Annotated in this window: 24 protein-coding genes and 2 tRNA genes; 10 read left to right on the plus strand and 16 right to left on the minus strand. The window is 67.8% G+C overall.

The annotated features are described in order from the left end of the window. Positions 1-69: 69 nt before the first annotated feature. From AC1C2U_RS03545 to AC1C2U_RS03570, 6 genes are all read right to left on the minus strand, one after another. Positions 70-828, minus strand: coding sequence for an AAA family ATPase (locus AC1C2U_RS03545; RefSeq protein WP_495360330.1), 759 nt, complete (start codon positions 826-828; stop codon positions 70-72). 9 nt (positions 829-837) lie between these two features. After that, the gene (locus AC1C2U_RS03550) at positions 838-1,506 is read right to left on the minus strand and encodes an ATP-dependent Clp protease proteolytic subunit (protein WP_495360331.1); all 669 of its coding nucleotides are present in this window, start codon (positions 1,504-1,506) and stop codon (positions 838-840) included. A gap of 27 nt (positions 1,507-1,533) precedes the next feature. Next, positions 1,534-2,118, minus strand: coding sequence for an ATP-dependent Clp protease proteolytic subunit (locus AC1C2U_RS03555; protein ID WP_495360332.1), 585 nt, complete (start codon positions 2,116-2,118; stop codon positions 1,534-1,536). A 73-nt stretch (positions 2,119-2,191) separates the two neighbouring features. Continuing rightward, complete coding sequence (locus AC1C2U_RS03560; protein ID WP_495360333.1) at positions 2,192-2,674, minus strand: tetratricopeptide repeat protein; 483 nt, start codon at positions 2,672-2,674, stop codon at positions 2,192-2,194. Positions 2,675-2,820: 146 nt separating this feature from the next. Continuing rightward, entirely contained in the window at positions 2,821-4,353 is a 1,533-nt protein-coding gene (gene tig, locus AC1C2U_RS03565; RefSeq protein WP_495360334.1) for a trigger factor, read from the minus strand. 49 nt (positions 4,354-4,402) lie between these two features. Continuing rightward, positions 4,403-4,476: transfer RNA gene (locus tag AC1C2U_RS03570), tRNA-Pro, on the minus strand. 179 nt (positions 4,477-4,655) lie between these two features. On the opposite strand from AC1C2U_RS03570, the gene AC1C2U_RS03575 reads away from it, so the two are divergent. Together AC1C2U_RS03575 and AC1C2U_RS03580 are read left to right on the plus strand one after the other, a co-directional pair. After that, positions 4,656-8,435, plus strand: a complete 3,780-nt coding sequence (locus AC1C2U_RS03575; RefSeq protein ID WP_495360335.1) for an SCO7613 C-terminal domain-containing membrane protein — start codon at positions 4,656-4,658, stop codon at positions 8,433-8,435. A gap of 85 nt (positions 8,436-8,520) precedes the next feature. Then, positions 8,521-8,594, plus strand: a tRNA-Gly gene (locus AC1C2U_RS03580). 100 nt (positions 8,595-8,694) lie between these two features. Here AC1C2U_RS03580 and AC1C2U_RS03585 read toward each other — a convergent pair. Continuing rightward, positions 8,695-9,357: a response regulator transcription factor gene (locus AC1C2U_RS03585; RefSeq protein ID WP_495360336.1), complete on the minus strand. Its 663-nt coding sequence runs from the start codon at positions 9,355-9,357 to the stop codon at positions 8,695-8,697. Next, positions 9,338-10,621, minus strand: a complete 1,284-nt coding sequence (locus AC1C2U_RS03590; protein WP_495360337.1) for a sensor histidine kinase — start codon at positions 10,619-10,621, stop codon at positions 9,338-9,340. Before AC1C2U_RS03590 ends, AC1C2U_RS03585 begins: the two co-directional genes overlap by 20 nt. A gap of 125 nt (positions 10,622-10,746) precedes the next feature. Between AC1C2U_RS03590 and AC1C2U_RS03595 the strand changes: the two genes are divergently transcribed. From AC1C2U_RS03595 to AC1C2U_RS03615, 5 genes are all read left to right on the plus strand, one after another. Continuing rightward, entirely contained in the window at positions 10,747-11,487 is a 741-nt protein-coding gene (locus AC1C2U_RS03595) for an ABC transporter ATP-binding protein (protein WP_495360338.1), read from the plus strand. Further along, positions 11,484-12,827 carry an FtsX-like permease family protein gene (locus AC1C2U_RS03600; protein WP_495360339.1) on the plus strand — a complete coding sequence of 448 codons (1,344 nt, stop codon included), beginning with the start codon at positions 11,484-11,486 and terminating at the stop codon, positions 12,825-12,827. Before AC1C2U_RS03595 ends, AC1C2U_RS03600 begins: the two co-directional genes overlap by 4 nt. A 217-nt stretch (positions 12,828-13,044) precedes the next feature. Then, a complete protein-coding gene (locus tag AC1C2U_RS03605; RefSeq protein WP_495360340.1) occupies positions 13,045-13,326 on the plus strand; it encodes a type II toxin-antitoxin system RelE/ParE family toxin in 282 nt (93 codons plus the stop codon). Positions 13,327-13,337: 11 nt separating this feature from the next. After that, positions 13,338-13,634, plus strand: coding sequence for a HigA family addiction module antitoxin (locus AC1C2U_RS03610; protein ID WP_495360341.1), 297 nt, complete (start codon positions 13,338-13,340; stop codon positions 13,632-13,634). Between the two features lie 142 nt (positions 13,635-13,776). Further along, entirely contained in the window at positions 13,777-14,274 is a 498-nt protein-coding gene (locus tag AC1C2U_RS03615) for a Dps family protein (RefSeq protein ID WP_495360342.1), read from the plus strand. A gap of 100 nt (positions 14,275-14,374) precedes the next feature. Here the strand turns inward: AC1C2U_RS03615 and AC1C2U_RS03620 are convergent, their stop codons facing one another. The 7 genes from AC1C2U_RS03620 to AC1C2U_RS03650 all read right to left on the minus strand — a co-directional run bounded on the left by AC1C2U_RS03620 (position 14,375) and on the right by AC1C2U_RS03650 (position 21,944). Continuing rightward, the gene (locus AC1C2U_RS03620; protein WP_495360343.1) at positions 14,375-15,031 is read right to left on the minus strand and encodes a response regulator transcription factor; all 657 of its coding nucleotides are present in this window, start codon (positions 15,029-15,031) and stop codon (positions 14,375-14,377) included. 70 nt (positions 15,032-15,101) lie between these two features. Continuing rightward, positions 15,102-16,511: a sensor histidine kinase gene (locus AC1C2U_RS03625; RefSeq protein ID WP_495360344.1), complete on the minus strand. Its 1,410-nt coding sequence runs from the start codon at positions 16,509-16,511 to the stop codon at positions 15,102-15,104. Then, positions 16,501-18,033, minus strand: a complete 1,533-nt coding sequence (locus AC1C2U_RS03630; RefSeq protein WP_495360345.1) for a multicopper oxidase family protein — start codon at positions 18,031-18,033, stop codon at positions 16,501-16,503. Before AC1C2U_RS03630 ends, AC1C2U_RS03625 begins: the two co-directional genes overlap by 11 nt. 134 nt (positions 18,034-18,167) lie before the next feature. Then, complete coding sequence (locus tag AC1C2U_RS03635) at positions 18,168-19,682, minus strand: amidohydrolase (protein ID WP_495360346.1); 1,515 nt, start codon at positions 19,680-19,682, stop codon at positions 18,168-18,170. Next, positions 19,679-20,323: an FMN-binding negative transcriptional regulator gene (locus AC1C2U_RS03640; RefSeq protein WP_495360347.1), complete on the minus strand. Its 645-nt coding sequence runs from the start codon at positions 20,321-20,323 to the stop codon at positions 19,679-19,681. Before AC1C2U_RS03640 ends, AC1C2U_RS03635 begins: the two co-directional genes overlap by 4 nt. Before the next feature lie 44 nt (positions 20,324-20,367). Beyond that, positions 20,368-21,372: an Fpg/Nei family DNA glycosylase gene (locus AC1C2U_RS03645; RefSeq protein ID WP_495360348.1), complete on the minus strand. Its 1,005-nt coding sequence runs from the start codon at positions 21,370-21,372 to the stop codon at positions 20,368-20,370. Positions 21,373-21,374: 2 nt separating this feature from the next. Next, positions 21,375-21,944 carry a ribose-5-phosphate isomerase gene (locus AC1C2U_RS03650; RefSeq protein ID WP_495360349.1) on the minus strand — a complete coding sequence of 190 codons (570 nt, stop codon included), beginning with the start codon at positions 21,942-21,944 and terminating at the stop codon, positions 21,375-21,377. Between the two features lie 132 nt (positions 21,945-22,076). Between AC1C2U_RS03650 and AC1C2U_RS03655 the strand changes: the two genes are divergently transcribed. Genes AC1C2U_RS03655 through AC1C2U_RS03665 form a run of 3 tightly spaced genes read left to right on the plus strand, consistent with a single transcriptional unit; the run spans position 22,077 to position 24,474 of the window. After that, positions 22,077-23,264: a CE1758 family FMN-dependent luciferase-like monooxygenase gene (locus tag AC1C2U_RS03655; RefSeq protein ID WP_495360350.1), complete on the plus strand. Its 1,188-nt coding sequence runs from the start codon at positions 22,077-22,079 to the stop codon at positions 23,262-23,264. A gap of 2 nt (positions 23,265-23,266) precedes the next feature. After that, positions 23,267-23,752 carry a MarR family winged helix-turn-helix transcriptional regulator gene (locus AC1C2U_RS03660; protein ID WP_495360351.1) on the plus strand — a complete coding sequence of 162 codons (486 nt, stop codon included), beginning with the start codon at positions 23,267-23,269 and terminating at the stop codon, positions 23,750-23,752. Then, positions 23,749-24,474, plus strand: a complete 726-nt coding sequence (locus tag AC1C2U_RS03665) for a CE1759 family FMN reductase (RefSeq protein ID WP_495360352.1) — start codon at positions 23,749-23,751, stop codon at positions 24,472-24,474. The genes AC1C2U_RS03660 and AC1C2U_RS03665 overlap by 4 nt, the downstream gene beginning before the upstream one ends. A gap of 64 nt (positions 24,475-24,538) precedes the next feature. Here the strand turns inward: AC1C2U_RS03665 and AC1C2U_RS03670 are convergent, their stop codons facing one another. Continuing rightward, positions 24,539-25,558, minus strand: coding sequence for a DUF2332 domain-containing protein (locus tag AC1C2U_RS03670; protein ID WP_495360353.1), 1,020 nt, complete (start codon positions 25,556-25,558; stop codon positions 24,539-24,541). Positions 25,559-25,599 lie beyond the last annotated feature (41 nt).

A 25,599-nucleotide genomic window follows, 5' to 3' on the forward strand; every position in this document is an offset into this window, starting at 1 on the left:
TCGGGCCGATCGAGGGTAGCCGGTCGGATTCGACACGCCCAGCGGTTCGCCGGTCGCGAACTGCGGCGATCAGTCGAGCAGGTGGCGCAGATACCGCTTCGGGTCATCGAGGTACAGACGCCAGTGCGAGACGAGCTCGAGTTCCTCCCAGGTGGTCTCGCGGATGCCCCACTCCCCCAGCTCGAGGATCGTGGCGCCGGGCACCGAGGCGAGGATCGGCGAATGGGTGGCGCAGATGACCTGCGTGCCGCGCGACACCATGCGGTCGAGGCCGGCGATCCAGCTGAGGATGGAGGCGAACGAGAGGGCTGCCTCTGGCTCGTCGAGGCAGACGAGGCCGGCCAGGTACTGCGAGTGGTTCAACTTGTTGTCGAGTAGGTCGTTGAACGACTCGCCGTGGCTCATCGAGTGCAGATGCTGGTCGGGGCTGCCGGGCAGCGCCTCGAGGTAGCTGTAGTAGCCGTGCATCGTCTCTGCCCGCAGGAAGAAGCCCCATCGCGGCGCCGAAGGACTGCGTTCGATTCGCAGCCAGTCGCCGAGCGGCGATTCGCTCGGTCTGGTGGATCGCCCGCCGTTGTTGCTGCCGCCCTCTGGCGGGAGCCCGTAGGCCGTCGCGATGCCCTCGAGCAGGGTCGACTTGCCGCTGCCGTTCTCGCCGACGAGGAAGGTGAGTCCTGGCGCGAACTCGATGCCGCCATCCCCGATGAGCTGGGCGACCGCGGGAATCGTCGCCGGCCAGGAACCGCGGTCGATCGCGGCATCCGAATACAGCGAAACGCGACGGATGGCGCGGCTGTCGTTCAGCCAGTCATCCGCCGCGTTCACCACGCTGCGAGGTTATCGCGTGATCGCCGGGAGGCTCTTGCGCGAAGTGAGCACCTGGTCGATGAGACCGTACTCGAGGGCTTCAGCCGCGGAGAGGATCTTGTCGCGGTCGATGTCGGTGTTGACCTGCTCCTGCGTGCGGTTCGAGTGACGCGAGAGCGTCTCTTCGAGCCATCCGCGCATGCGCAGGATCTCGGCCGCCTGGATCTCGATGTCGGATGCCTGGCCGTGCCCGGCCTCCCCCATCGCCGGCTGGTGGATCAGGATGCGCGCATTCGGCAGTGCCAGGCGCTTGCCGGGCGTGCCTGCAGCGGCGATGACCGCCGCCGCCGACGCAGCCTGGCCGAGTACGACCGTCTGGATGTGCGGACGGATGTACTGCATCGTGTCGTAGATCGCCGTCATCGCGGTGAAGGAGCCACCGGGCGAGTTGATGTAGAGGATGATGTCGCGGTCGGGATCCATCGACTCGAGCACGAGGAGCTGCGCCATGATGTCGTCGGCGGATGCGTCGTCGACCTGCACGCCGAGGAAGATGATGCGGTCCTCGAAGAGCTTGGCGTAGGGGTCTTGGCGCTTGTAGCCGTAGGCAGTGCGCTCCTCGAAGGTCGGCAGGATGTAGCGCGAGCCCGGCGCCTGGACGCCGTTGAAGGCGGTGCCACCGAAAGCAGGGATGTTCATTCGCTCGTTCTCTCTTCTCTCGAGTGCCTACGCCTGGGTTCCGCCGCCGCCGGCGACGTCGAGTGCCGACTCGCGGATGTGGTCGACGAAGCCGTACTCGAGTGCCTGCTGTGCGCTGAACCAACGGTCGCGGTCACCGTCGGCGTTGATCTGCTCGACGGTCTTGCCGGTCTGCGCTGCGGTGATCTCGGCGAGTCGCTTCTTCATGTCGAGGATGAGCTGCGCTTGCGTCTGGATGTCGCTCGAGGTGCCGCCGAAGCCGCCGTGCGGCTGGTGCAGGAGCACGCGCGCGTTGGGAGTGATGTACCGCTTGCCCTTGGTGCCGGCGGTGAGGAGCAGCTGCCCCATCGAGGCGGCCATGCCGATGCCGACCGTGACGATGTCGTTCGGCACGAATTGCATCGTGTCGTAGATCGCCATGCCGGCCGTGATCGACCCGCCCGGTGAATTGACGTAGAGGAAGATGTCTTTCTTGGCATCTTCGGCGGCGAGCAGCAGCAGCTTCGCCGCTATCTCGTTGGCGTTGTCGTCGCGCACCTCGGAGCCAAGCCAGATGATGCGGTCCTTCAGCAGTCGATCGAAAACACCGGTGCCTGGTGTCGGTTCGGCCATGTGTCGCTCCGTTTCCGTTGTCGCGTTCACTCGAATCTATCCGGTGCAACGCACGCGAACAGGGCTGTTCGCCCTAGGCGGATGCCGCGAGCTCCGCGGCGTACGCAGCGACCGAGACGCGGTAGCGCCGCAGGTGCGGCGCGAGGGCCGAGAGAGCGTCGGATGCCGCACGACGAGCGTCGCCCGCATCGACGAGGGCGAGAGCCCTGAACGCGACGACGGCATCGTGCAGTTCCGCTGCGTCGGGCTCGATCGCATCGAGGAGGGCGATCGCCTCGAGCGGCCGCCCGAGGTTGCGGATCGTGGAGGCGAGCTGGACGTGGGCCTGCACGCGTTCAGAACCGGCGAGGCCGTTCGCGAGGGCATCACGGTACAGCACTTCGGCGTCGGCTTCGCGGCCTGCGGAGTCACGCGAACCCGCACGCTCGAAGAGCGCGAGCGGATCATCTGCCGGCCGCTCGGCCGCGATGGCGTCGATGCGGCGGATCACCTCGTCGTCACCGAGTTGGTCTGCTTCCGCCCAGACGGCGTCGACCCGCTGCTGCCAATCGCTCATGCGCGCACCTCTCAACTGCTCCGACGACGTTCTGCGGCGTGGAGGACACCCCGAATCCGACCTCCATGCCGGAAACCGTCGTCGGAAGGGAACGGAATGAGCGAAGGGGCCGGGCGAACTCGCCCGGCCCCTTCGCTCATGCGGAACTACTCTGCGGTCTTCTTCGTTGCGCGCTTCTTGGGCGCGGGCTTCTCGGCAGCGTCATCGGCAGCGGCAGCCTTCTTCGGCGCACGCTTCTTCGGCGCGGGCTTCTTGGGCGCGGGCTTCTCGGCAGCGTCATCGTCAGTGGCAGCCTTCTTCGGCGCACGCTTCTTCGGCGCGGGCTTCTCGGGGGCTTCGGCCTCTTCGACGATCTCTTCAGCTTCGTCGACGACTTCGGCCTCTGCTTCGGCTTCGCTTTCGGCAACAGCAGTGAACTCGGAGAGATCGACGGGCTTGCCCGCGGCATCCGACACCTTCGCCTTGCCGAGCGCGATCGCGAGCGCCTTGTTACGCGCGACCTCGCCGACCATGGCCGGAATCTGGTTGTTCTGGCTGAGCGCCTGAACGAACTCGTTCGGGTCCATGCCGTACTGGCCCGCGCCCTGCACGAGGTACTGGGTGAGCTCGTCCTGGCTGACCTGCACGCCCTCGGCTTCGGCGATCGAGTCGAGCAGGATCTGCGTCTTGAACGCCTTCTCGCTCGATTCGGCGACCTCTGCGCGGTGCTCGTCGTCTTCGAGGCGGTTCTCGTTCTCGAGGTGACGGTGCACCTCGTCGTCGATGACGGCCTGCGCGACCGGCACCTCGACGAGCTCGAGGAGCTTCTCGACGAGAAGGTCGCGGGCCTGGTTGCCCTGGCCGAACGACTTGTTGCGTGCGACCTGCTCTTTGAGGCTGTCGGTCAGCTCGGCGAGAGTGTCGAACTCGCTCGCGATCTGCGCGAAGTCATCGTCGGCCTCGGGAAGCTCGCGCTCCTTCACGGCGGTGACGGTGACGGTGATCTCAGCGGTCTCGCCCTCGTGGTCGCCGCCCAGGAGCTTCGATGCGAAGGTCGTGGTCTCGTCGGCCGAGAGCGTGTCGAGCGCCTCGTCGATGCCCTCGAGCAGTTCACCCGAGCCGAGCTCGTAGGAGATGCCGCTCGCCGTGTCGACCTCGGTCTCTTCGATCATGGCGACGAGGTCGAGGGTCACGAAGTCGCCGGTCTCGGCCGGGCGATCGACGGTGATGAGCGTGCCGAAGCGGCTGCGCAGGCGCTCGAGCTCTTCGCCGACCTCGTCGTCGCCGACCTCGACGGAGTCGACCGTGAGCTCGATGCCGTCGTAGGCGGGCAGTTCGATCTCGGGGCGAACGTCGACCTCGATGGCGAGCAGCAGCTCGCCCGAGAAGTCCTTGTCGCTCGGCCACTCGACGATGTCGGCCTCTGGCCGGCCGAGGGGGCGCAGTTCGTGCTCGGCGACGGCGGCGCGGTAGAACCCGTCGAGGCCCTCGTTGACGGCGTGCTCGAGCACGGCGCCCTTGCCGACACGCTGGTCGACGATGGGCGGCGGCACCTTGCCCTTGCGGAACCCGGGCACATTGATCTGCTCGGCGATGTGCTCATAGGCGTGGGTGATGCTGGGCTTCAGCTCCTCAGGCGTCACCGAGATGGTGAGCTTGGCGCGTGTCGGGCTCAGCTTCTCAACCGAAGTGGTCGGCATGTGGAAGATCTCCTGTTGTGTGGAAGTTCGTGTCGAGTCCTGGAACTCGTCGGGGCGACAGGATTCGAACCTGCGACCTCCCGCTCCCAAAGCGGGCGCTCTACCAAGCTGAGCTACGCCCCGAGTCGCGACTCAACTCGTCGATTCAGCCGCACGGACATGCCGAGGCATGCGTCAGACGGATGGACCCCGGAAAGTCTACTGCACAGCGCTTGCGCTCGTTGTGCACTTGCCTTCCGGCAGCCGACGCGCTGCGGTGGATGAATCGTCACCGTGACTGCGCACCGTGGCAGAGTGTGCGCATGCCCGACCACGATTCCGTCGTCCGACGCGACCTCCGACGCTGGCCGTCCGGCCCGGCGCAGCTGGTGGACACGACCCTCTGCCCCGCGTGCTTCAGCCCCTTGCGTTCGGCAGCGTGCGACACGTGCGGTCTCGATCTGGCCGTTCCCGCGGCTGGAGAGCTGCTCGCTGCTGGGCGACGGCTGTACGACGACGAGGCGAGTCGGCAGTCGCTGATCTCGGCCATGCGTGACGCTCAGGCGGCAGGGGCCCGCGACGCAGCCATGACGACGGATGTCGCGGCGCAGGTCGGCGCGCAGGTCGCCGCAGCGGCGCATCCGGTAGTCAGTGCGACAGCAGCGGATGCCGCACACGCCGTTCCCGCGCCGCTCACGTCTGCTCCGGCTCCGGTTGCGGTTCCCGCTGCACCGAGTGCGCTCATTCCGCCTCCCACGGCCGCTTCAACGGCGCCCTCCGCTCCGACGGCACCCGCTTCGACCCGTTCCGGTCGCTCCGGCGTACAGGTGCTGCTCCTCACACTCGGCGTCGTGTTGATTTCGATCACGGCCGTTGTGTTCCTCTTCGTCGCCTACCTCGTGGCGAGCCTCGAGGTGCGCTCGGTGATCATCGCGATTGCGAGCGTGCTGGTGCTCGGCGTCGCATGGCTGTTGCGGGCGCGAGGCCTTCCGGGGACGGCAGAGGGCGTGGCATCCGTCGCCATCGTGCTGCTGTTGCTCGACGTGTGGATCGTGCGGGCCAACGGGCTGTTCGACACCGACTCCCTCGGCGCCGCCGGGTACACGGGCGGAGCGCTGTTGATCGTCGCGGCCGTGCTCTTGGGCGTGCGTAAGGTCAGCGGCATCCGCGTGACCGGCTTCGCCGCGGCGGCGCTCGAGCCCGTCGGCGTCTTCCTGCTGACGTTCGAGCTTGCGCCCGACGACCTCCCGGGCACTGGCTGGTGGCTCGGCTTCCTCACCGTTTCGCTGCTCGGGTCGGTTGCAGTACTGCTGCCGCGCACCGCCGAGCGCGCGATCGTGCTCGGCGCTGGATTCGTCGCCGGTGCGTTCGCGCTGATCCCTGCGTTCTGGGCGCTGGTCGACATCCAGTGGAACCAGCTGTGGAGTTACCTCGCCGTCGCGGTGGCGTGGTTGGTCGCACTGATCGCGGTGCGCTTGCGAAGCAACGACGTGTCTCCGATCTGGGCTCGCATCGCCGCGCCAGCGTTCGGACTGAGCCTGGCACTCGCGCCGACCGTGTCGATCGTCTCCGAACTCGACACGGATCTCGCGATCTGGCTCGCGCCCGCCGCGGCGGGCGTCGTGGCCTCCGTGTTCGCGGCCGGCGTGCGTCTGACCGGGCCGGCGTCGCGCGACTCGCTCTGGGCGTGCGTGGCTGCGGTGGTCGTCGCCGTCTCCGCTGCGATACCCGGAGCGTTCCTCGGCCTCGGCGCGATCGCCGCCAGGCTCGTGGCGAGCGTGCCGCCGTGGAGCCTCGCCGTCGACGAACCATCCGTGACCTTGCCAGTGGAGCACGATCTCGTGGTCGTCCTTGTGCCGTTCGTCGCTGCGGTCGGTGCACTCGTCATCACGGCACTGGTGCGCCGGGTGCGCATGCTCGTGGCCATCCCCATCGGCGCAGGGCTTGCGGGTGTCCTCGTGGCCGGTGCGATCGCTCCGAACCTCGTCGTGTGCGCCGTCGTCCTGACTGCACTCGGGGGCGGCGCATTGGCGCTCGCGGCGGCACTTCGACGCTTCATGTTGCCTGGCCTCCTCGTGACGCTCATCGTCATCGGAAGCTGCGGCGGTGCGCTCGCCTGGTGCGTGGGCTACTCGAGCTCGGCACTGTGGCCTTGGGTGGCTGGCCTCGTGATCGCCATCACCGTGGCCGGACGAGTGCTTGCGCGTCGCGTCTGGGCGGCGCACGTCAGCGCGCCGATCGGCTCGGCGCACCTTGCGATCGCGACGACGCTCTTCGCCGGCTCCGTCTTCTCGATCGCTCCCTGGCTCGATGCGGCCGGGTGGCGACTCCTCGAATCGTGGAACTCGCCATGGATGTGGCTCGCAACGGTGAGCGCCGCCCTGCTCGCCATCGCCGCACTTGTGCGGAACGGCAGCACGGGCGATCGCCTGGCCGTCACCGTGCCACTGCTCGCGGCATCCGTCGTCGCGCTGTGGGCGCTCGCCTTCGAGACGGATGCCGCTGTGCGCTGGCTGCCCGCGATCGTCTTCGTCGTCGCGGGTGTGCTGTGGCTTCGCGTCGGTACCCCGGCGGTGCTGCGCACGGTCTTCGCCGCGACGACCCCGCTCGCCCTCGCGTTCACGTCTGCCGTCGTCGTCGACGTCGTCTTCGGGGCTGAGTTCGTCGCCATCGGTCTCGCCGGAGCCGGCCTGCTCGCAGCCGCGCTCGCACACCTGGTGCCGCCGCGTACCGGGAGTTCGCGGCTCGCATGGGGCATCGCGGTCGGGGTCATCGGCCTCACGGCTCTCGTCTCGGGCTTCACCGGCGCCTTCGCGACTGACACGTCGTGGCTGGTACTGCTCCTGCTCACCCCCGTGCCGATCGTGATGGCCGCGCTCGACGGCGACCCGATCGCCGGCCAGAAGCCGACCCGACACCTCGCCTGGCTGAGCCTCGGGCTCGGCGTATCCACGGTGTGGGCCTGGCTCGCGGGTGACGGCGTCGAGAACGTCGAGGCCTACACGCTTCCACTCGCCGCTGCGTTGGCCGTCACCGGCGGTCTCATCACCTGGCGGCGAATCACCGCCGACTCGCGCGCCACGGGCCGCACGGCCCTCTTCGGCGCTGCCGCGGCGATCGCGGTGCTGCCCAGCGTCGGGTCGAGCGGCGACTCCGAATTTCGCACTCTGCTGCTCGTTTCGATCGGCATCGTCGTGTCGATCGCCGCGATCTTCCTGCCCGAGGCGGCACGCGGAGTGCCCATTCGCCTCCTTGGAGTGAGCGCCGGTTGGGTGGCCGTCACCGGCGCGGCGCTCGTGCGCACTTCTGCCGTCGCGTCGGGCGCAGCCGACAGCGTGCTCATCGTCGAATTCTGGCCGGTCGTCGCGCTCATCGCCGGTGCGACGATCGCGGTGATGTGGGCCCGCACCGGGTCGACGCCCGAGTGGTTCGGGCAGGTGATGCTCGCGGCATCCGTCGCCTTCGCCGCCGTGCCGACCGTGCTCGCGATTGCCAGCGGTGAGGAGCCCACAGTGCGCGCTGCCGTGCTGTTCCCGCTGCTCGCGCTGGCGCACATCGCCGCTTCGGCGACGACCGCGAAGCCGGTCGCTGGGCCGATGCTCGGCTGGACCAGCCTCGGCGTACTCGTCATCGGCGGCCTCATCGCGCTCGTGCAGGGCGAAGTCGACCCGTTCGACCTCGTCACGGCGTCGGTCGGCGTCGCGCTCATCGGCGCGGGCGCATTCCGTTTGCGCCGCTCCCCCGAGCTCGGCAGCTGGCCGGCACTCGGGCCGGGACTCGCGGTGCTGCTCATTCCGACGCTCATCGCCGACTTCGCCGATCCCGAACTCTGGCGCAACGTGGCTCTCGGCGTCGTGGCGGTCGCCGTCGTGGTCATCGGCGCCGTGCGTCGCCTGCAGGCGCCGTTCCTCCTCGGTGGAACTGTGCTGCTCATCCACGCGATCGTGCAGCTCTGGCCGTGGATCACCGCGCTCTACGAGGCCGTCTGGTGGTGGCTGTGGCTCGGCATCGCGGGCGTGCTGCTCGTCGTTCTCGCAGCAACCTACGAGCGTCAGATGCGTCTCGCGCGCGGCACGATCCGCTCGATCGCGTCGCTGCGGTAGTCGGCGCGCGCGGTTTCTGCGGCGCGCGTCACAGCGACGGATGCATCGTGTACTACGATGATCCAGTGCCCGCGAACGGGTGCGCGGGGATGTAGCTCAATGGTAGAGCCTCAGTCTTCCAAACTGATCACGCGGGTTCGATTCCCGTCATCCCCTCCACATATCCGGCCAACGATCAGCCGTTTTCCCGCAGCTCCATGCTGTTTGTCCCAACGGGTTCTCAGGGAACGAGTCAGGCCGGAATCCGTCTCGCTGCGAGTTAAGGGCGATCGTTCTGGAGATAGGTCAGGACCGCCCTGACCCGGCGATTTTCATCGACTGGGTTGAGTCCGAGCTTGATGAAGATGTTGCCGATGTGTTTGCTGACTGATGCGTCGGTGAGAACGAGTGTGGCGGCTATATCGGCATTCGACTGTCCGTCTGCCATGAGGCCGAGCACTTGGCGCTCTCGTGCCGTGAGAGTTTCGAGCGGTCCCGGCTGGGTAGTGCTGAGGAGGTGCTGCACCACGTCGGGGTCGATGACGGTGCCGCCGGCCGCAACTGTTTCGAGTGCGTCGTCGAAGTCGCGGACTCGATTCACGCGGTCCTTGAGGAGGTAGCCGATCGCACCTTCGCGGAGTGTGAGCAGTTCGCGGGCGTAGTTGTCTGCGATGTATTGCGACAGAACTATGATGGGCTGGGTCGGATGCGCGCCCCGAATCTCGAGTGCGGCGCGAAGCCCATCGTCGCTGTTGGTGGGCGGCATCCGGACATCGGTGAGAACGAGATCTGGTCGCTCGTCGATATCGGCGAGGCGCGCGAACTTCGCGAGGAGATCAGGTGCGGTCTCCGCGGTGGCGGCGACGGTGTGGCCGAGCCGTTCCAAGAGGGCAGTCAGCGCTTCGCGCAGCAGCGCGGAGTCCTCAGCGAGCAGCAGACGCATCGCGCTCCGAGATCGCCGCAATGATCGGCAGGGCCATGTACAAGGTCGTTGGTCCCCCGTCTGGACTGATGATGGTGAACTGCCCGCCGAGCGTCTCAGCTCGCTCGCGGAGTCCGCGCAGCCCGGTTCCAACGTTCTCATCGGCCCCGCCATGCCCGTTGTCGGTGACGCCCACAGCGAGTGTGTCGGCTTCGATGCCGACTCGAACGGTCAGGCGTGTGGCGGTGGTGTGCTTGGCGGCGTTGCTCATCGCCTCGGTGACGAGATAGTAAGCGGCCGTCTCGACCGCGCTCGGGAGCCGACTGAATTCGGCCATGTCGACGATGATCGGGACCGGGGTGCGGTCCGCCAGCTCGTTGAGCGCGGCACGGAGGCCGTAGTCCGTGAGAACAGCGGGGTGGATGCCACGGACAGTATCGCGCAGCGTCGCCATCGCGTGCTCGGCCTGGCCTTGAGCAGCATCGAGCGCGCCGCGCGCGAGCTCCGTGTCGCTCCCTTGTGCGGCGAGATCATCGAGTTCGAGGCTGACCATTCCAAGTCGGGCAGCGAGAGTCACGAGTTCCTGCTGTACTCCGTCGTGCAGGTCGCGCTCGATGCGTCGCCGTTCGCTCTCGAACGCCTCGACCAGCGCGGCACGCGACTGGATGAGCCGTTCGACGTTTCGGGCGAGCTCACGTGGGCGAGGTCCGCAGAGCATACGCAGTAGCGACGATTGGCCCGCCGCAACGAAGGCATTGACGTAGGCAATCAGGCACATCGCGACCAGGCCGATCGGGATGACCAGCCACCAGTTGTCCGGTCCCACGATGATCCGGACGTCTGCGAAGAGGTGTACTTGCGCGAGACCACGGGCGCCGGAGACACCGATGAAGACGAACACGACGAGGCAGAGCCCTTGAGCGAACAGGGCGGCCAGCGCGACCCAGCCGAGCACGAGGTCGAGAAGCAGTGCCGCGGTCTCCCGCCAGGTCGCGCCCTCGTTCATCCGCACACCCAACCAGATATGCCGTTGCGCACGAGTGAGGGGCACGTGCCCGGAGGCTTGACGGGGAAAGCCGAGGATGTGGGTGCGACGGCGCTCGATCGCGCCGATGACGATGCCCCACAGTGGCAGGAGCAGAAGCGTGACGATCACGACCGGCAACAACACGAGCCCGAGCGCGGAGCTCGCCAGCAGGTAGATGAGCGTGCGCCAAGGCCATCGGCTGAGCAGGAACCGCCACGGCGGCTGCATCAGCGCCTGCCATACGGTTGCCGGCCTCATACCCCAACACTACGGAGGCGACGGCCACGGGGGCTGGCGCCTTTGCGAAGAGTAGAGCCAGCTCTACCCCGACTCTCCACCTCGCCCCCTCGCGCCCGTCCCGGCCGTCGCATCCAATAGAGAGTGTGACCGAACCGCTCATTCGCGCCGAGAACCTGCACAAGACCTTCCCCGGAGTCGGGCCGAAGGAACCCCGCGTGCCGGTGCTGCGCGGGATCTCCCTCGACGTTCATCCCGGCGAGATGGTCAGCATCGTCGGACCCTCCGGCTCCGGCAAGTCCACACTGCTCTACTGCCTCTCCGGGCTCGAACCCTACGACTCCGGCTCCGTTCAACTCACCGGGCGCGAACTGCGCACGCTCCGGCGCGGTGGACTCGCCACTCTTCGTCGCAAGCATGTCGGTTTCGTGTTCCAGTCCTACAACCTCATCCCTTCCCTCACCGCCCGGGAGAACATCGCCTTGCCTGCGCGACTCGCCCGCCGGGGGGTGAACCGGGCGAGCATCGATCGCGTGCTGGCCGAAGTCGGGCTGACTGACCGGGGCAGCCACAGGCCTGGGCAGCTCTCCGGCGGGCAACAGCAGCGTGTCGCGATCGCCCGCGTGCTCGCCATGCGGCCCGACCTCGTGTTCGCCGACGAGCCCACAGGCTCCCTCGATACCGCAACCGGCGCCGACGTGCTCCGGCTTCTACGTGGCGCAGCCGATGACCACCGCTCGGTCATCGTCGTCACGCACGACCTCGAAGCTGCCGCCCTCGCCGACCGCGTGCTGGTACTGCGAGACGGCCTCATCCACAGCGAACTCCGGCATCCGGCTCCCGAACAGGTACTCGAGGCAATCACTCTCGCCGGGGTCGCCGCGTGATCCGGCTCATCTTGTCCGATCTGGCCGCTCACGGCCGGGTGTGGCTCGGCATCGTCGCCGTAACCGTCGCCACCGGCTTCGTCGCCGCCATTGCCGCCGGACTCATCGAGACCGGCGCGGTCCATGGCGGCCGCATACAGGAAGGGCTTGCCAGCACCAGCGCCGCCGTCATCATGTTCACCACCGTCGCCGCGCTCATCGTGCTCAGCTCGACCGCGAACCTCACCGTCGCCCTGCAACAGCGCAGCTATGCCCTGTGGCAACTCGTCGGTATCCGACCTCTCCTTGTCGCGCTGGTGGTGCTCGCTCAGCTCGCCATCGTCGGCATCATCGGCGCGCTGATCGGATGCATAGTGGCGATCCCGACATTCGGCCCGCTGTTCACGTGGGCGTTCAGTGATTGGGAGCAGATGCAGGGCATCACGCTTCACCTGGGACTTGTCAGTGTGTTCGTGGTGACCGCCGCGATCACCACGGTCGTGCTCCTCGGCGGGCTCCGCGGCGCACGCCGGGCCAGTCGCACACCCCCTATTGAGGCGCTGCGCGACGCGGACCTGCCCCTGATCAAGATGGGGCGGGTCCGTATCGTCCTCACTGCGGCGATCTTCGCCGGCACCACCGCGCTGGCGATGAACCTCGACGGAAGCGCGTCGATGTCCGCGCTTTCCGGCCAAGCCATCCTGTTCACGCCACTCATCGCGGCGGCCCTCGCTGCAGCGGGACCCGTTGTGTTCCCGATCGTCCTTCGAGCATGGACGTCGCTGCTGCCGGCGAGGGCATCGGCGTCGTGGTTTCTCGCACGCAACACCGCCCGCTACCGGCTCGGCCAGTCCAGCGCCGCGATCGGCCCGCTCATGGTCGCCATCGCCCTTGCCGGCGGCCTCTACACCACCGGCGCGACCCTTGCAGCAGCCCAAGCCACGCGAACCGGCACCAACGAGGGATTCGATCTTGCGCCAGAAGGCGTCGTGATCCTCCTCGGCGGCCCGCTCCTGCTCTCGGCCGTTGCCGCTGCTGCGACCGTGTTCATGTCCGGCCACGCACGCGAACGCGAGTTCGCACTCGTCCAGGCGGCTGGCTCAACGCACACCGGAATCATCCTCACCGCGATCTGGGAGGCCGTCATCTTCACCGTCACTGCGGCCATCCTCGGGGCACTCGCCACCGTCATCGGCGGGCTCATCGTCGCCGCCGCGCTCGCACTGCCGTTCCCCGTAGTGTCGTTCGGAACCATCGCACTGATCGCCGGCGGCGGCCTAGTGCTCACCCTCGCGGCGACCGTCGCACCGACCACCGCGGCTCTCCGGCATGAGATGCCCCGAACGCTCGCCGTCGAGTAGCACTGCTTCTGTCATTGAGTCAGGATTGAACGGGCATAGCGCCGGCAATTGCACTCACGGACACCGAAGGCACTCCGACCAATCGATTCATCCTCCGTCGATTGCGACGCACACGTCAGTCCGATCGAGTCGCTCGGTCACCCGCAGGCGTCCCTGCGAGCGAATCGCTCCACTAGAAACGCTTGCCGTTATTATCGCATTGCGTTACTATTGAGTCGTGATCCGTTCTTTCGCCGACGCGGCAACTGAGCATGTGTGGAGACGTGAGCATGTGCGACGGTTCGGGCCGGATCTCCAGAGGATGGCGCTCCGAAAACTGCTCATCCTCGATGCCGCCGAGACGCTCGCCGATGCCAATTCGCCGCCCGGCAACCGATTGGAGAGCCTCAGCGGCGACCGGCACGGGCAGCACAGCATTCGTGTCAACGACCAGTTTCGGATCTGCTTCATCTGGACCGCCTCTGGTCCTGAAGACGTCGAAATCGTCGACTACCACTGAAAGGAGACATCATGACCGACACGTTCGAACCGATCCACCCCGGAGAGATTCTCCTCGAGGAGTACATGAAGCCGCTCGGGCTGACGCAGTATGCGCTCGCGAAGGCGATCAGGGTGCCGGCGCCGCGCATCGGGAGCATCGTTCACGGCACCCGATCGATCACCCCTGACACCGCCCTTCGACTCGCTCGAGCCTTCCGCACCTCTGCACGCTTCTGGTTGAACCTCCAAACCCGTTACGACCTCGAGCTCGAGGTCGCCGCCCATAAGGCCGACATCGACGAGATCACTCCGCTCGTCGGCGCGTAGCTGCATCCCGCGGCACGTCCGGCGCTGCGACATCCGCAACGCCCGATGTCAACCCCCACCCAGCCGAGCCTTCCCTTCCTTGAAATACGCGGGCATCCGCGTAGCGTTGAGGAAGACATACGCTCCAGGGAAGGTGGACCACATGACCGATACCAAGATCGCTCCCAAGACCCCGAAGACCGGCGCGAACGCCGACGTCGCCTCGGGCGTCGCCCAGTTCCTCACGCCCGTCGTGCAGGAGCTCGTCGCCCTCGCCGTCAACGGCAAGCAGGCGCACTGGCACGTACGCGGGTTGAACTTCATCGCCGTGCACGAACTGCTCGACGAGGTCGTGGCGCACGCACAGGACTGGGCCGACCTCGCCGCTGAGCGGGTCGTCGCCCTCGGCTTGCCCGTCGACGGCCGCCTGAAGTCTGTTTCCGACAAGAGCGGGGCCGTGAACCCGAAGCTCGGCTTCCAGCCCTACGACGAGGCGATCGCCGACGTCGTCGCGCAGATCGACCTCGCCGCCGAGAAGGTCGCCGAAGCGATCGAGGGCCTCGACGAGCTCGACCCGGTGAGCCAAGACGTCGTCATCGAGATCCGCCGCGGGCTCGATAGGGACCGCTGGTTCCTCTTCTCGCACGTCGCCGTGAAGTAAACGCGCGATGGCGGCCTGACGGGCCCGGGTGCAAAATGCCGGTATGACGGCGGATGCACCCGGGCCCGACTCGTCCCACGGCTGCGACGACCAGCGGTGATCAGCGCTGCAACCAGGTGAGCACCGCGAGTACCCGCCGATGGTCGGTGCCCGAGTCTTCGAGGCCGAGCTTCTGGAAGATCGAGGTGACGTTCTTCTCCACAGCTCCGACGCCGATGAACAGCTGCTTGGCGATGCCGGCGTTGGTGCGGCCCTCGGCCATGAGGGTCATCACCTCGCGCTCGCGTGGGGTCAGCGACTCGAGTGGGTCGCTTCGACGCGCGATCAGCTCGCGCACCACCTGCGGGTCGAGCACGGTGCCGCCCTGGCTGACGCGTTCGACCGCGTCTTCGAGCTCGTCGAGAGATGCCACGCGATCTTTCAAGAGGTACCCCATGCCACCCTCGCCCGATGAGAGCAGCTCGTGCGCGTAGGTGCCCTCGACGTACTGGCTGAGCAGCAACACCCCGACCTTCGGCATTCGCCGTCGCAGTTCGAGGGCCGCGCGCACTCCCTCGTCGCGGAACGTCGGCGGCATGCGCACGTCGAGCACGGCGAGGTCGGGCCGGGTCTCGTCGAGCGCTGCGAGCAGCGAATCGGCTTCGCCGTAGGCGGCGACCGTCTCGAAGCCGGCCTCATCGAACAGACGTATCAGACCTTCACGCAAGAGCACCGAGTCTTCGGCGAGCACGATTCGGAGCGGCGTGCGGTCGGTCATTCCCCCCACATTAGCGGGGGGCGAGCGGATGCCTCGCGGCGGTGCGGCCGCGAGGCATCCGCTGATCGGGTCAGTTGCCTGAAGGCGGCGACTGGAGCGGCACGTACGGGATGTGGGCGCCGATCGTCGTCGGTCCGCCGACGGGGCTGTCGACGACGAACATGCCGCGCAGGCCCTGCACCCGATCTTGCAGCCCGGCGAGCCCGTGGCCGGAAGCGAGCGTTGCACCGCCGCGCCCGTTGTCAGTCACCCAGAGGTCGATCCAGTGGCCGGTGGGCCCGGTGTCGCGGGTCGAGACGGAGAGACGGATGCCGGTGGCCTCGGCGTGCTTCACGGCATTCGTCAGCAGCTCTGCGGCGACGAAGTAGACGTTGCGTTCGATCGGCGCCGGCAGCGCGGCATCCGTCGGCAACACGATCTCGATCGTCACCGGAACCGGGCTCCGGGCCCCGAGCGACTGCAGGGCGACGGCGAGACCGCGGTCCTGCAGGATCGGAGGTGCGAAGCCTCGTGAGAGAGCTCGCAGCTCGTCGAGCGTCTCGCGGGCCTGCTCGCGGGCCTCGCCGAGGAGTCCACGCGCCGAGTCCGGGTCGCGCTCGAGCTTGCGCTCGATGGCGGCGAGGTCCATCTGGAGGCGCACGAGCCGCTGCTGCGGGCCATCGTGAATGTCGCGCTCGAGGCGGCGAAGCGAGGCGTCTTCGGCCTGCACGGCGGCGCCGCGGGAGGCGGAGAGCTGTGCAACCTCGCGCTCGAGAGCCTCGGAGCGCCATGCGCCGAGCACGCCGCGCGCGATGACGTCGTGCAACAGGGTCAGGCCGCGGAAGACGAACGGCAGCGTGGCGAGGAAGATCAGGCCGATGACGAACTCGAAGATCGCTTCGCCCACCCGCGGATCCACGCTCATCGTGTTGCCGGGGAAGGCCCAGTCGACGACGACGTCGTAGAGCCAGAAGTCCTGATCGCCACGGCCCTCGGGAATGTACCCCTGCCAGATCCAGCCGGTAGTGCCGCCGAGTGCGACGGAGGTCCATGCGACGGTGACGCTCCACGTGACGACGCTGACGATCGGGTTGATCACCATGCCGTGCAGGAGGTACAGCCAGTAGTGGCCTTCGATGAACGGTGCGAATATCGTGCGCCAGAAGCCCCGGTCGGGGTCGGCCCGCTCCCATGGCGGTCGGGCGATCGGGCGCCGCCCCGCCCCGCGAAGGCGCGCCAGTTCGAGCGTGCCGAAGCCTCGCGCCATGAACAACGACGCGACGAGGATGAAGACGCCGAAGACGAGGATGATGAGCCCGAGCCCGGTGAAGAAGGTCGTCGACAGCAGCACGAGGCCCGCGATCGCGATGGGCATCGTGAGGATGAGGAAGCCGAACTCCCGCGGCACCGTCGCCCACAGCGACCAGTAGCTGCGGCGCTTCGCCGCGGCATCCGTGGGGGCCGCCTCGGGCGCAGTCTGGGTGATGGTTTCAGTGCTCATGGTGGGTTCCTTCAGTCATCGTCGCACGCTGGCCCGGTTCGACAACGGCGAACTGGCCCATCATTCCCTGGTCTTCGTGCCACAGCAGGTGGCAGTGGTACATGTACGGCGTGTCGGGGTCGGTGTAGTCCTCGAAGCGCATCAGGAGTTCGTACTCGGTGTGCGGCTCGGTGAAGATCGTGTCCTTCCAGCCCGCGAGCTCGGGTGGTGGTGCGGCGCCGCCGATCGATGCGATGCGGAACTGCACGTCGTGCACGTGGAAGCTGTGCGGCACGTCGGTCGCATTCTCGACCACCCACCGCTCGAGGGTATCGACCGTCACGGTCGCGTCGATTCGGCCCATGTCCATCGAGTCGCCGTTGATCTCGAAGCTGTCGTTCAATTCGAAAGTTCGTGTGTTCGCAACCTCGGCCTCGTCGAACTCGGGAATCGTATTCAACCGCTCGGGCACGGCGGGCGCCGGGTCGAGTGTGTCGGCGGCGCGCAACTCGAGCACGTCGTACGAGTCCGTGCCGCCGTTCGTCGCAGCGATCGGCGCCACGAGCGAGGCGATCTCAGGGGTCATAAGCGACTGCAGAGTCAGGCGCTCGCCGGGAGTCACGCGCACGAGCACCTCGGCGCGCTCCCCCGGCGACAAACGCACATGATCGAGTTCGACGGATGCCTCGAGCAGACCGCCGTCGGTCGCGATGAGTTCCACCGGCCGCCCATCACTCCACGTGAACGCATAGCTGCGGGCGGTGGAGGCGTTCAGGAGTCGGAGCCGTACGAGCTCGTCTTCCACGTCGAGATACGGGCCGCGGGTGCCGTTGACGATGAGTTCGTCGCCGAGTCCCCCGGCGTATCCATAGGGGTTCGGTTCCTTCTTCCCCTCCGCCGAGAAGCCGGTGTCCTGCACGATCACGGGAACGTCGTCGACGCCGTACTCGCGTGGGAGGCCAAGAGCGGCCTCGGCGTCGTCCTGCACGATGAACATGCCCGCGAGACCGCGAGAGACGTGGTCTTCGGTCTCGCCGTGCGGGTGCGGGTGGTACCAGAGGGTCGCCGCCTGCTGGTCGATATCCCACTCGGGCGACCACGCGCCACCCGGGTCGACCATCTGGTGCGGCCCGCCGTCCATCTCCGCCGGCAGGTGCATGCCGTGCCAGTGCACGGTCGTCGGTTCCTCGAGCGAGTTCGTGACGTCGACGCGCACGTGGTCGCCGCGCTTGGCGACGATCGTGGGGCCGAGATAGCTGCCGTTGAAACCCCAGGTCTTGTCGGGCTGGCCCGGTTCGAACTCGGTTTCGCCCGCTTGCGCGTCGAGCGCGAAGACTCGAGTGCCGTCGGCGTCGACGGTCGCCTCGGCGAGCGGCGGGATCGCGAGCGGCTTGTCGAACACGACATCGCCGACGGTGGAGACCTGACTCGGACCGGCGTTGCTGCATCCCGCGAAGGCCACTGCGATGAGCCCGCCGGCCGCGACTGCGGCGAGCGCGGATCCGATCGCGGCACGGGGTCTGCGGAGGCGTGTCTGAAGCATGACTCCAGCCTCGTGACGTCGGGGCCGGCAACCCAGCCGGTGCACGCCCCGATCGCATCGGGGGTTTTCCCCCGCTCGCGCAGCGATGACGCGCGGGGGATCGCGTGTGATCGCGCGCGTCGCGCGCTGCGGCCTCAGTGGATCGACGAGAACGTGAAGCGGCCGGCGAGGAGCGTGCCTGCGACCGGCATCCGGCGCAATTCGTCGACGGATGCCTCGAGCGGGTCGATCTCGACGATGGCGAGATCGGCCGCTCCGCCGACCTGCACCGCGGCGCCGTGCCCGCCGGTCGATGCCGCGAGCGCGGTTCGTGCCTCGATCGCCTGCTCGGGATGCCAGGGCTCACGGCCATCGCGAGTTCGCCCGACCGCGGCGGAGATCGCGACCCATGGGTCGAGAGGCGCGACGGGTGCGTCGGAACCGAGCGCGAGCTCGACGCCCGCAGCCGCGAGCTCGGCGAGCATGAACGCCCGTTCGGTGCGGCCAGCCCAATACCGGTCGGCGACGTCGCGGTCGTCCATCGCGTGCTCTGGCTGCACGCTCGCGACGATACCGAGGCGTGCGAAGCGCGCGATGTCGTCGCGAAGCAAGAGTTGGGCGTGTTCGATCGATCCAGCGCATCCCACCTCGTCGAACGCGTCGAGCACCCGCGCATTGGCCTGATCGCCGATGGCGTGGACAGCCGGCGTGATGCCCGATTCGTGGGCTCGGCGCATGAGCGGCACGAGCTCGTCGTGCGCCACCGTCGCGAGCCCGTACTGGTGGTCGGACGCTGCAACGCCCGAGTACGGGTCGAAACACCACGCGGTTCGCGTGTTGAGCGAGCCGTCGGTGATGACCTTGTACGCGCCGACCGTGACGAGACCCGCGGTGGCCGGCACGACGTAACCGGTGCGAAGACCCTCATCGATCGCACGGTCGAGGTGCTGGGTGTACACGCCGAACGAGACGCGCAACTCGTTGACGCCCGAACCGACGCGCCGGGCCCAGTCGTCACGGTTCCACCGCATCTCGTAATCGGTGATGCCGACCACTCCGCGGGCTGCTGCCTGTCGTGCGGCCTCGGCGACCCATCCGTCGAGCACCTCGTCGGCGATGTCGTCGAGCTGCCGCACGAGGCGGAAGCAGTCGTCTTCGCGAAGCTGTCCGCTCTGCCCGGCGAGCGACTCGACGCCATGTCGTCGCAGCGCCGCGGTGTTCAGCCAGCACGAGTGCAGGTCGGCCGAGACGAGCACCACCGGCACGCCACCCGAGATGGCGTCGAGCCCCTCGCGGGAGGGCGCATCGGCCCAGAGCCCGTCGCGATAGCCGAATCCGATCACCTCGTGTGCGCCTCGGTCGACGCATGCCGCGACCAGGCGTGCGACGGCGGCCGCCGACTCGGCCCCGGCGAGATCGAGGCGGCGCGACACCATCGCCCACTGGGAGAAGTGCACGTGCCGGTCGTGCAGGCCGGGCAGTACGAAGCGGCCGTCGAGGTCGAGACGGCGGATGCCGCGGGGCCGGACGGCACCGGAAGGGATCACCGCGGCGACGCGGCCTCCGTCGAGGTGGAGGTCGACGAGCCCGTCAGTGCCTGGCAACCGGGCTCCGGCGAGCAGCAGCGACCCAGCGACATCCGCGGCACCCGTCGTGACCGAAGCTCTCACGCCCGAGCCGCCCGCAACGCTTCGTGGGTGCGGCGCATCTCTGCGGCGAGCGCGGGGCTCCCATACGGGCCGTCGCCCTCGAGCTCGTCGATGATGCGATCGACGGTCTCTGCAGGCTTGTTCTGGCTCATCTTGTTCTTCGCGACGAACCGCGTGATGGGAATGCGGAGGCCGATGGTGCCCGCGGAGATGCGATCGGCGTAGGCCGAGTTCTCCGCGGTGCCGCGCATGCGCCGCGGTTCGGGCATGGGGTCTTCGAAGTGGTCGACGAGCGCTTCGAGCACCCGAAGGTTCTCGTCGGCGGAGAGCAGCTCCGGCGTGCCGTAGAGGTGCGCCGTGACGAAATTCCAGGTCGGTACCGCGGGATTCGCGTCGTACCAGCCGGGCGAGATGTAGCCGTGCGGGCCCTGCACGATGATCAGCAGCTCGTGGCGTCCGAGCTCGTGCACGACCTCGTCGGGCCGGCCGACATGCGTGAGCAGCACGATGCCGGAGGCGGTCTCATCGAGGAGCACCGGATAGTGGGATGCGACGAGCCCCGCGGCATCCGTCATGCTGACGATCGTCATCCAGGGGTGCTCGCGGATGAGGCGCTTCACGCCGTCGTCGCTCGCGAGGGTGAAGCTGGGGTTCTGGCGCATCGGGTCTCCTCGGGGTGGGTTTCGACGGGCTCAATCCGCAGTTCTCAGGCCTGGCAGTAGGGGCACCAGTAGAGCTTGCGGGCACCCATCTCTTCGAGCACGATGTTCGTGCCGCAGACGCGGCACGGCAGGCCCTCGCGCTTGTAGACCCAGTGGCGGTCTGCGCGGTTGGCCATCGCAGCACGGTAGGCCTCGGGGTCGAGGTCGTCCATCGTCATCATCTGCCCGGTCTCGACGCCGATGCGCAGCAGCTTCGCCCAATCGCGCCAGAGGTGACGAACGTGCTCTTCGGGCACGAGCTTGCCCGGCGTATGCGGGTTCTGCCTGGCACGGAACAGCAGCTCGGCCCGGTAGACGTTGCCGATGCCGGCGACGACGTTCTGGTCCATCAGCAGCAGGCCGATCGGGGTGGGCTTCTTCAGGATCGTGCGGGTGAAGCGCTCTTCCGCCTCGGGCCCGTCGTCGAGCAGCGGGTCCGGCCCGAGGCGGTTGACGACGGCCTCGACCTGCGCGGGGTCGAGCACTTCGCACGCGGTGGGCCCGCGGAGGTCGGCGCAGATCGTGTCGGTGAGCAGGCGCACCCGCACCTGGCCGATCGGCTCCGGGGGAAACGTCGTGAGCTCGTTCCCCTCCTTCTCGGACTCCGACATGCGCAAGCGGGTCTTGCGGGGCGCGCCGATGGACTGCAGGGAGTTCTCACCCGCCGTGTCGAGCACGACCGCATCGGGGTTCGGCCCGTCGAGAAATGTTCCCGCCTGATTCGTCTGACCCATGCGACCGTTCGCCGAGGCGATCGTCGCATCCATCAGGATGTCGCCCGCGAAGTCCCACGCGCCGTACATGCCGAGGTGCACGCGCAGCCACACATCGCCCTCGAAGCCGAGGAACATCTGCTTGCCAACGGCGCGGGCGTCGATCATGCGCCGCCCGTCGATCTCGGCCGCGCCGACCGCGAACCGGCCCTGCGGACTCGACGCGTGCACGACGTGCCCGACGAAGTTGCGTTCGAACTGCCGGGTGATGCGGTGAACGGAGTGACCCTCGGGCATGCTCAGTCCTCGCTGGTTGAGCCTGTCGAAACCCCGTCGGCGCCGCTGGCGGACTCCGGCGAGTCGCGCCGTGCTGAGCCTGTCGAAGTATCGACGCCCTTGCCCGCGATGTCACCCGTCGTCTCGTACTCGGCGACCTGCGCGATGCGTCGCACGTGCCGCTCATCACCCGAGAACGGCTCGGCGATGAAGGCGTCGATGTAGCGGATGGCCTCTTCGACGGTGTGCTGGCGCGCACCGATCGAGATCACGTTGGCGTCGTTGTGCTCGCGCGCGAGGATCGCGGTGTCCATGCTCCAGACGAGGGCGGCGCGGATGCCCCGCACCTTGTTGGCCGCGATCTGCTCGCCGTTGCCCGAACCGCCGAAGACCACGCCGAGCGCGCGTACTCCCGCGGCCTGGTCGCGCGCGACGCCGAGCGCCGCGTTGATGCAGAACGCCGGGTAGTCGTCGAGGGCGTCGTATTCGGCCGGGCCATGGTCGACGACCTCGTGACCGCCGTTGGTCAGGTGATCGACGAGCGTGCGGCTGAACTCGAGGCCGGCGTGGTCGGTCGCGATGTGGATGCGCATGCGCCAATCCTATTGACAGGAGAGACTGGCGAACCCATCGAACTGCACTCAGGAGAACAGATCGAGCGACGCGGGAATACATGCGCAGTCATGTTGTTGTGACTGACAAGACACCGCGGAAAGGCGGACACAATGCAGTTCGGAATCTTCACCGTCGGGGACATCGCCCCCGACCCGACCACCGGGTACACGCAGAGTGAGGCGGAGCGCATCGCCAATATGGTGCGAGTCGCACAACGGGCCGACGAGGTCGGGCTCGACGTGTTCGCACTCGGAGAGCACCACAATCCCCCGTTCGTGCCATCCTCACCGCCGACCCTGCTGGCGCACATCGCGGCGCTGACGAAGAACATCGTGCTGAGCACGTCCGTCACGCTGATGACCACGAACGACCCGGTGAAGATCGCCGAGGAGTACGCCATGCTTCAGCACGTGGCGAAGGGCCGCCTCGACCTCATGGTCGGGCGCGGCAACACCGTGCCGGTCTATCCGTGGTTCGGCAAGGACATCCGCCAGGGCGTCGCTCTCGCTCTCGAGAACTACAACCTGCTGCACCGACTCTGGCGGGAGGATGTCGTCGACTGGGAGGGGAAGTTCCGCACGGCGTTGCAGGGCTTCACCTCCACCCCGCGTCCCCTCGATGATGTGCCGCCGTTCGTCTGGCACGGTTCCATCCGCACACCCGAGATCGCCGAGCAGGCCGCGTTCTACGGCAACGGATTCTTCGCCAATCACATCCTTGCGCCGAACCTGCACTTCAAGCCGCTCGTCGACTTCTACCGGGAGCGATTCGAGCACTACGGACACGGCACGAAGGAACAGGCGATCGTCGGCCTCGGCGGTCAGGCCTTCATCGCGAAGCGTTCCCAGGATGCCGTGAGGAGCTTCCGCCCCTACTTCGAGCAGTACCCCATGTTCCGGGGAAGCTCGCTCGACGACTTCATGACGCGAACGCCGCTGAGCGTCGGCAGTCCGCAAGAGGTCATCGACAAGACCCTCACCTTTCAGGAGGGTTTCGGCGACTACCAGCGCCAGCTCTTCACGGTCGACAGCATGGCACTCCCGGTCGAGATGGCGCTCGAGCAGGTCGAATTGCTCGGCACCGAGGTCGTACCGGTACTCCGAAGGGAAATGGCAGCCCGGCGCGCCCCGGGTGTTCCGAATGCCCCGACCCACGCGAGCCTCATCGCCGAGAAGTACGGCGATGCGGAACCACGGCAGCCGCGGCCGAATCCGAACCGCGGCGACAACCTCTCAGGTGCGTCGCCGTATCAGGACAGCGACCCGGCCGTCGAGGCTCGCTTCCCGATGGTGGCGTGACGATGGTCCGCGATGTCCGACTCGCGAACGAGGCCTGGGAGGCGTACTACCGCGCACAGGCCACGATCGCCCGCGAGCTCTCCGACGCCGACATCTGGGACGGCCTGCTCACGAAGGAGTACGCCGTCCTCCACGCGCTCTCGACCGAGCCCGACGGCTTGCGCATCACCGAACTGGGTGAGGATGTGCTGCTCACCCAGCCCGGAATGAGCCGGCTGATCACCCGTCTGGAGGCCCGCGGCCTGGTGGAACGCAGTGACGATGTCGGCGACGCCCGCGCGCAACGCATCCTCCTCACTCACGAAGGCGCGCAATGTCAGCGACGCGTCGGTGCGCATGTCGCCCAGAACGTCGCCCGGGTGATGTCCCGCGCTCTGGACGCCGAGCAACTCGAGGCACTCCGTGAGCTCAGCCTCACGCTTCTCGCCGGCGCCACCGGCACGAACGCGAGAGTTCAGCAGAACGCCGTCGAAAGGTTCACGTCATGACCGATCAGCTTTCCGGGCTGCACGACCCGGTCGAACCGGATGCTCCGCGCCTCCCCGTGCGCCTGATCATCGTGAGCGCCGGAGTGAGCGAGCCTTCCTCGACCAGACTGCTGGCGGAGCGGGCGGCGCAGAAGAGCATCGACCTGCTCCGTGAGGCCGGGAGGCCGGCATCCGTCGGCGTCATCGAACTGGGTCCGCTGGCGGTCGAGATCGCTCAAGCCATCGTGTCGGGAATCCCCGGTGAGCGCCTGCAGGCGGCGATCGAACGTCTCGCGGCCGCCGACGCCGTCATCGCAAGCACCCCGGTCTACAAGGCTGGGATCAGCGGCCTGTTCAAGTCCTTCGTCGACGTGCTCGACAACGACCTGCTCATCGCGAAGCCGGTCCTGCTCGCTGCGACAGCCGGCACGGCGCGGCACGCAATGGTCGTGGACGAGCAGCTCCGGCCCCTGTTCGCGTTCCTCCGCGCGCTCCCCCTTCCGACGTCACTGTTCGCCGCGCCCGAGGATTGGGGATCCGCGACGCTCGGCGACCGCATCGAGCGTGCGGCGACCGAATTGGCGCTGTTCGTGCGAAGCGGCGTCGGCCCGTCGATAACCGAGAGCGCCTGGGGCGGCTATCAGCACCAGTTCGCGGGCAACGCGACTCGCGCCGAACACAGCACCACGGATGTCGACTTCACGACCGACCTCATGCGGCTCGCCGCGGGCGGAGGAGGGTGAGCGCGAGCCCGGTGACACGTCACCGCGGCTGAGGCGGAGGGATCAACGCTGAGCCTTCGGATGATCACCGCTGAGCCTTCAGAGCGGAATCACTTCTCGGGATTCGGCGTCCAGCGCAGCGCACGGCCATGGGCTGTGCCCACGCTCGTTGCTCGCCGTCGAGGGCGAGTACGAATTCCGTTCCGTCGCCGATCTCGTCGCGCACAGCGATGCCGGGAACGATCGAGCGACCCTCGGCGGAGATCCAGTGGCCGGGCAAGTCGCGCACGGTCTCGACGAACTGCTCACGCGCCGCTTGCTCGAGGTAGGCGATCACTGCGGTGTGGAAGACAACGAGTGTCGAGTCGGGCGGCGCATCGGCCGCGAGAGCCCGGAGTCGGTCGTTGAGGTCGCCGGAGACGATGCGGGGCGGATCGGCGGCGGCGATGCTCGCCGCGGCACGGAGCCGCGCCCGCCGGTCGTCGTGCTCGGGCCAGATCAGGGCTTCGAGCCAAGCGAGATCCTCGGCTCGAGTCACGTCGAGCGGGTTGAGATCGATTCCTGCGCGCCACACAACGTCTGGCAGTCGCGCGGGCACCGGCACTTCTCCCTCGCCCTCGATCTCGCAGTCGAGCACGACCTCGCTCGGGCCGTCGAGGGGGTCGAGTTGCGGATGCCCCGTGTAGCGGTAGCTGTACCGGTCGGGGTAGAGGCAGAGTCCGGCCGAGGCACCGACCTCGAGCAGAGCGAGCGGGCCGGGCAACCCGGCGAGCACGGGAAGGTGAAGCGCACACCGAGCCGCCTCGTTCGTCTGCGTCGCGTTGTCGAGCGCGGTCGCTCGCACTTCGTCCCAATGTTCGTGCAGCCAATCGCGGAAGTTCTCGTACCCGCCGACCGGCGCGCCTTGGAACCGGGCGGCGCCGAACACGAGATTCGGTTGGCGCTTCGCGGGCGGCAACTCGTCGATGAGCCTGATCGTCGACGGGTCATCCGCGACGCCGAGCGCCCATCCCTCGTACGTCGCCGACATCCCCCGAGACTCGACCTCGGCGAATGCCCGGTACCGCTCGGCCGTCGGAGCGTGAGAGTCGACACTGGTACGCATGCGGTCACGCTACTCCGACGACATCGCACCCGCCCACTCGG

The organism is Agromyces sp. Y575 (assembly GCF_059445445.1).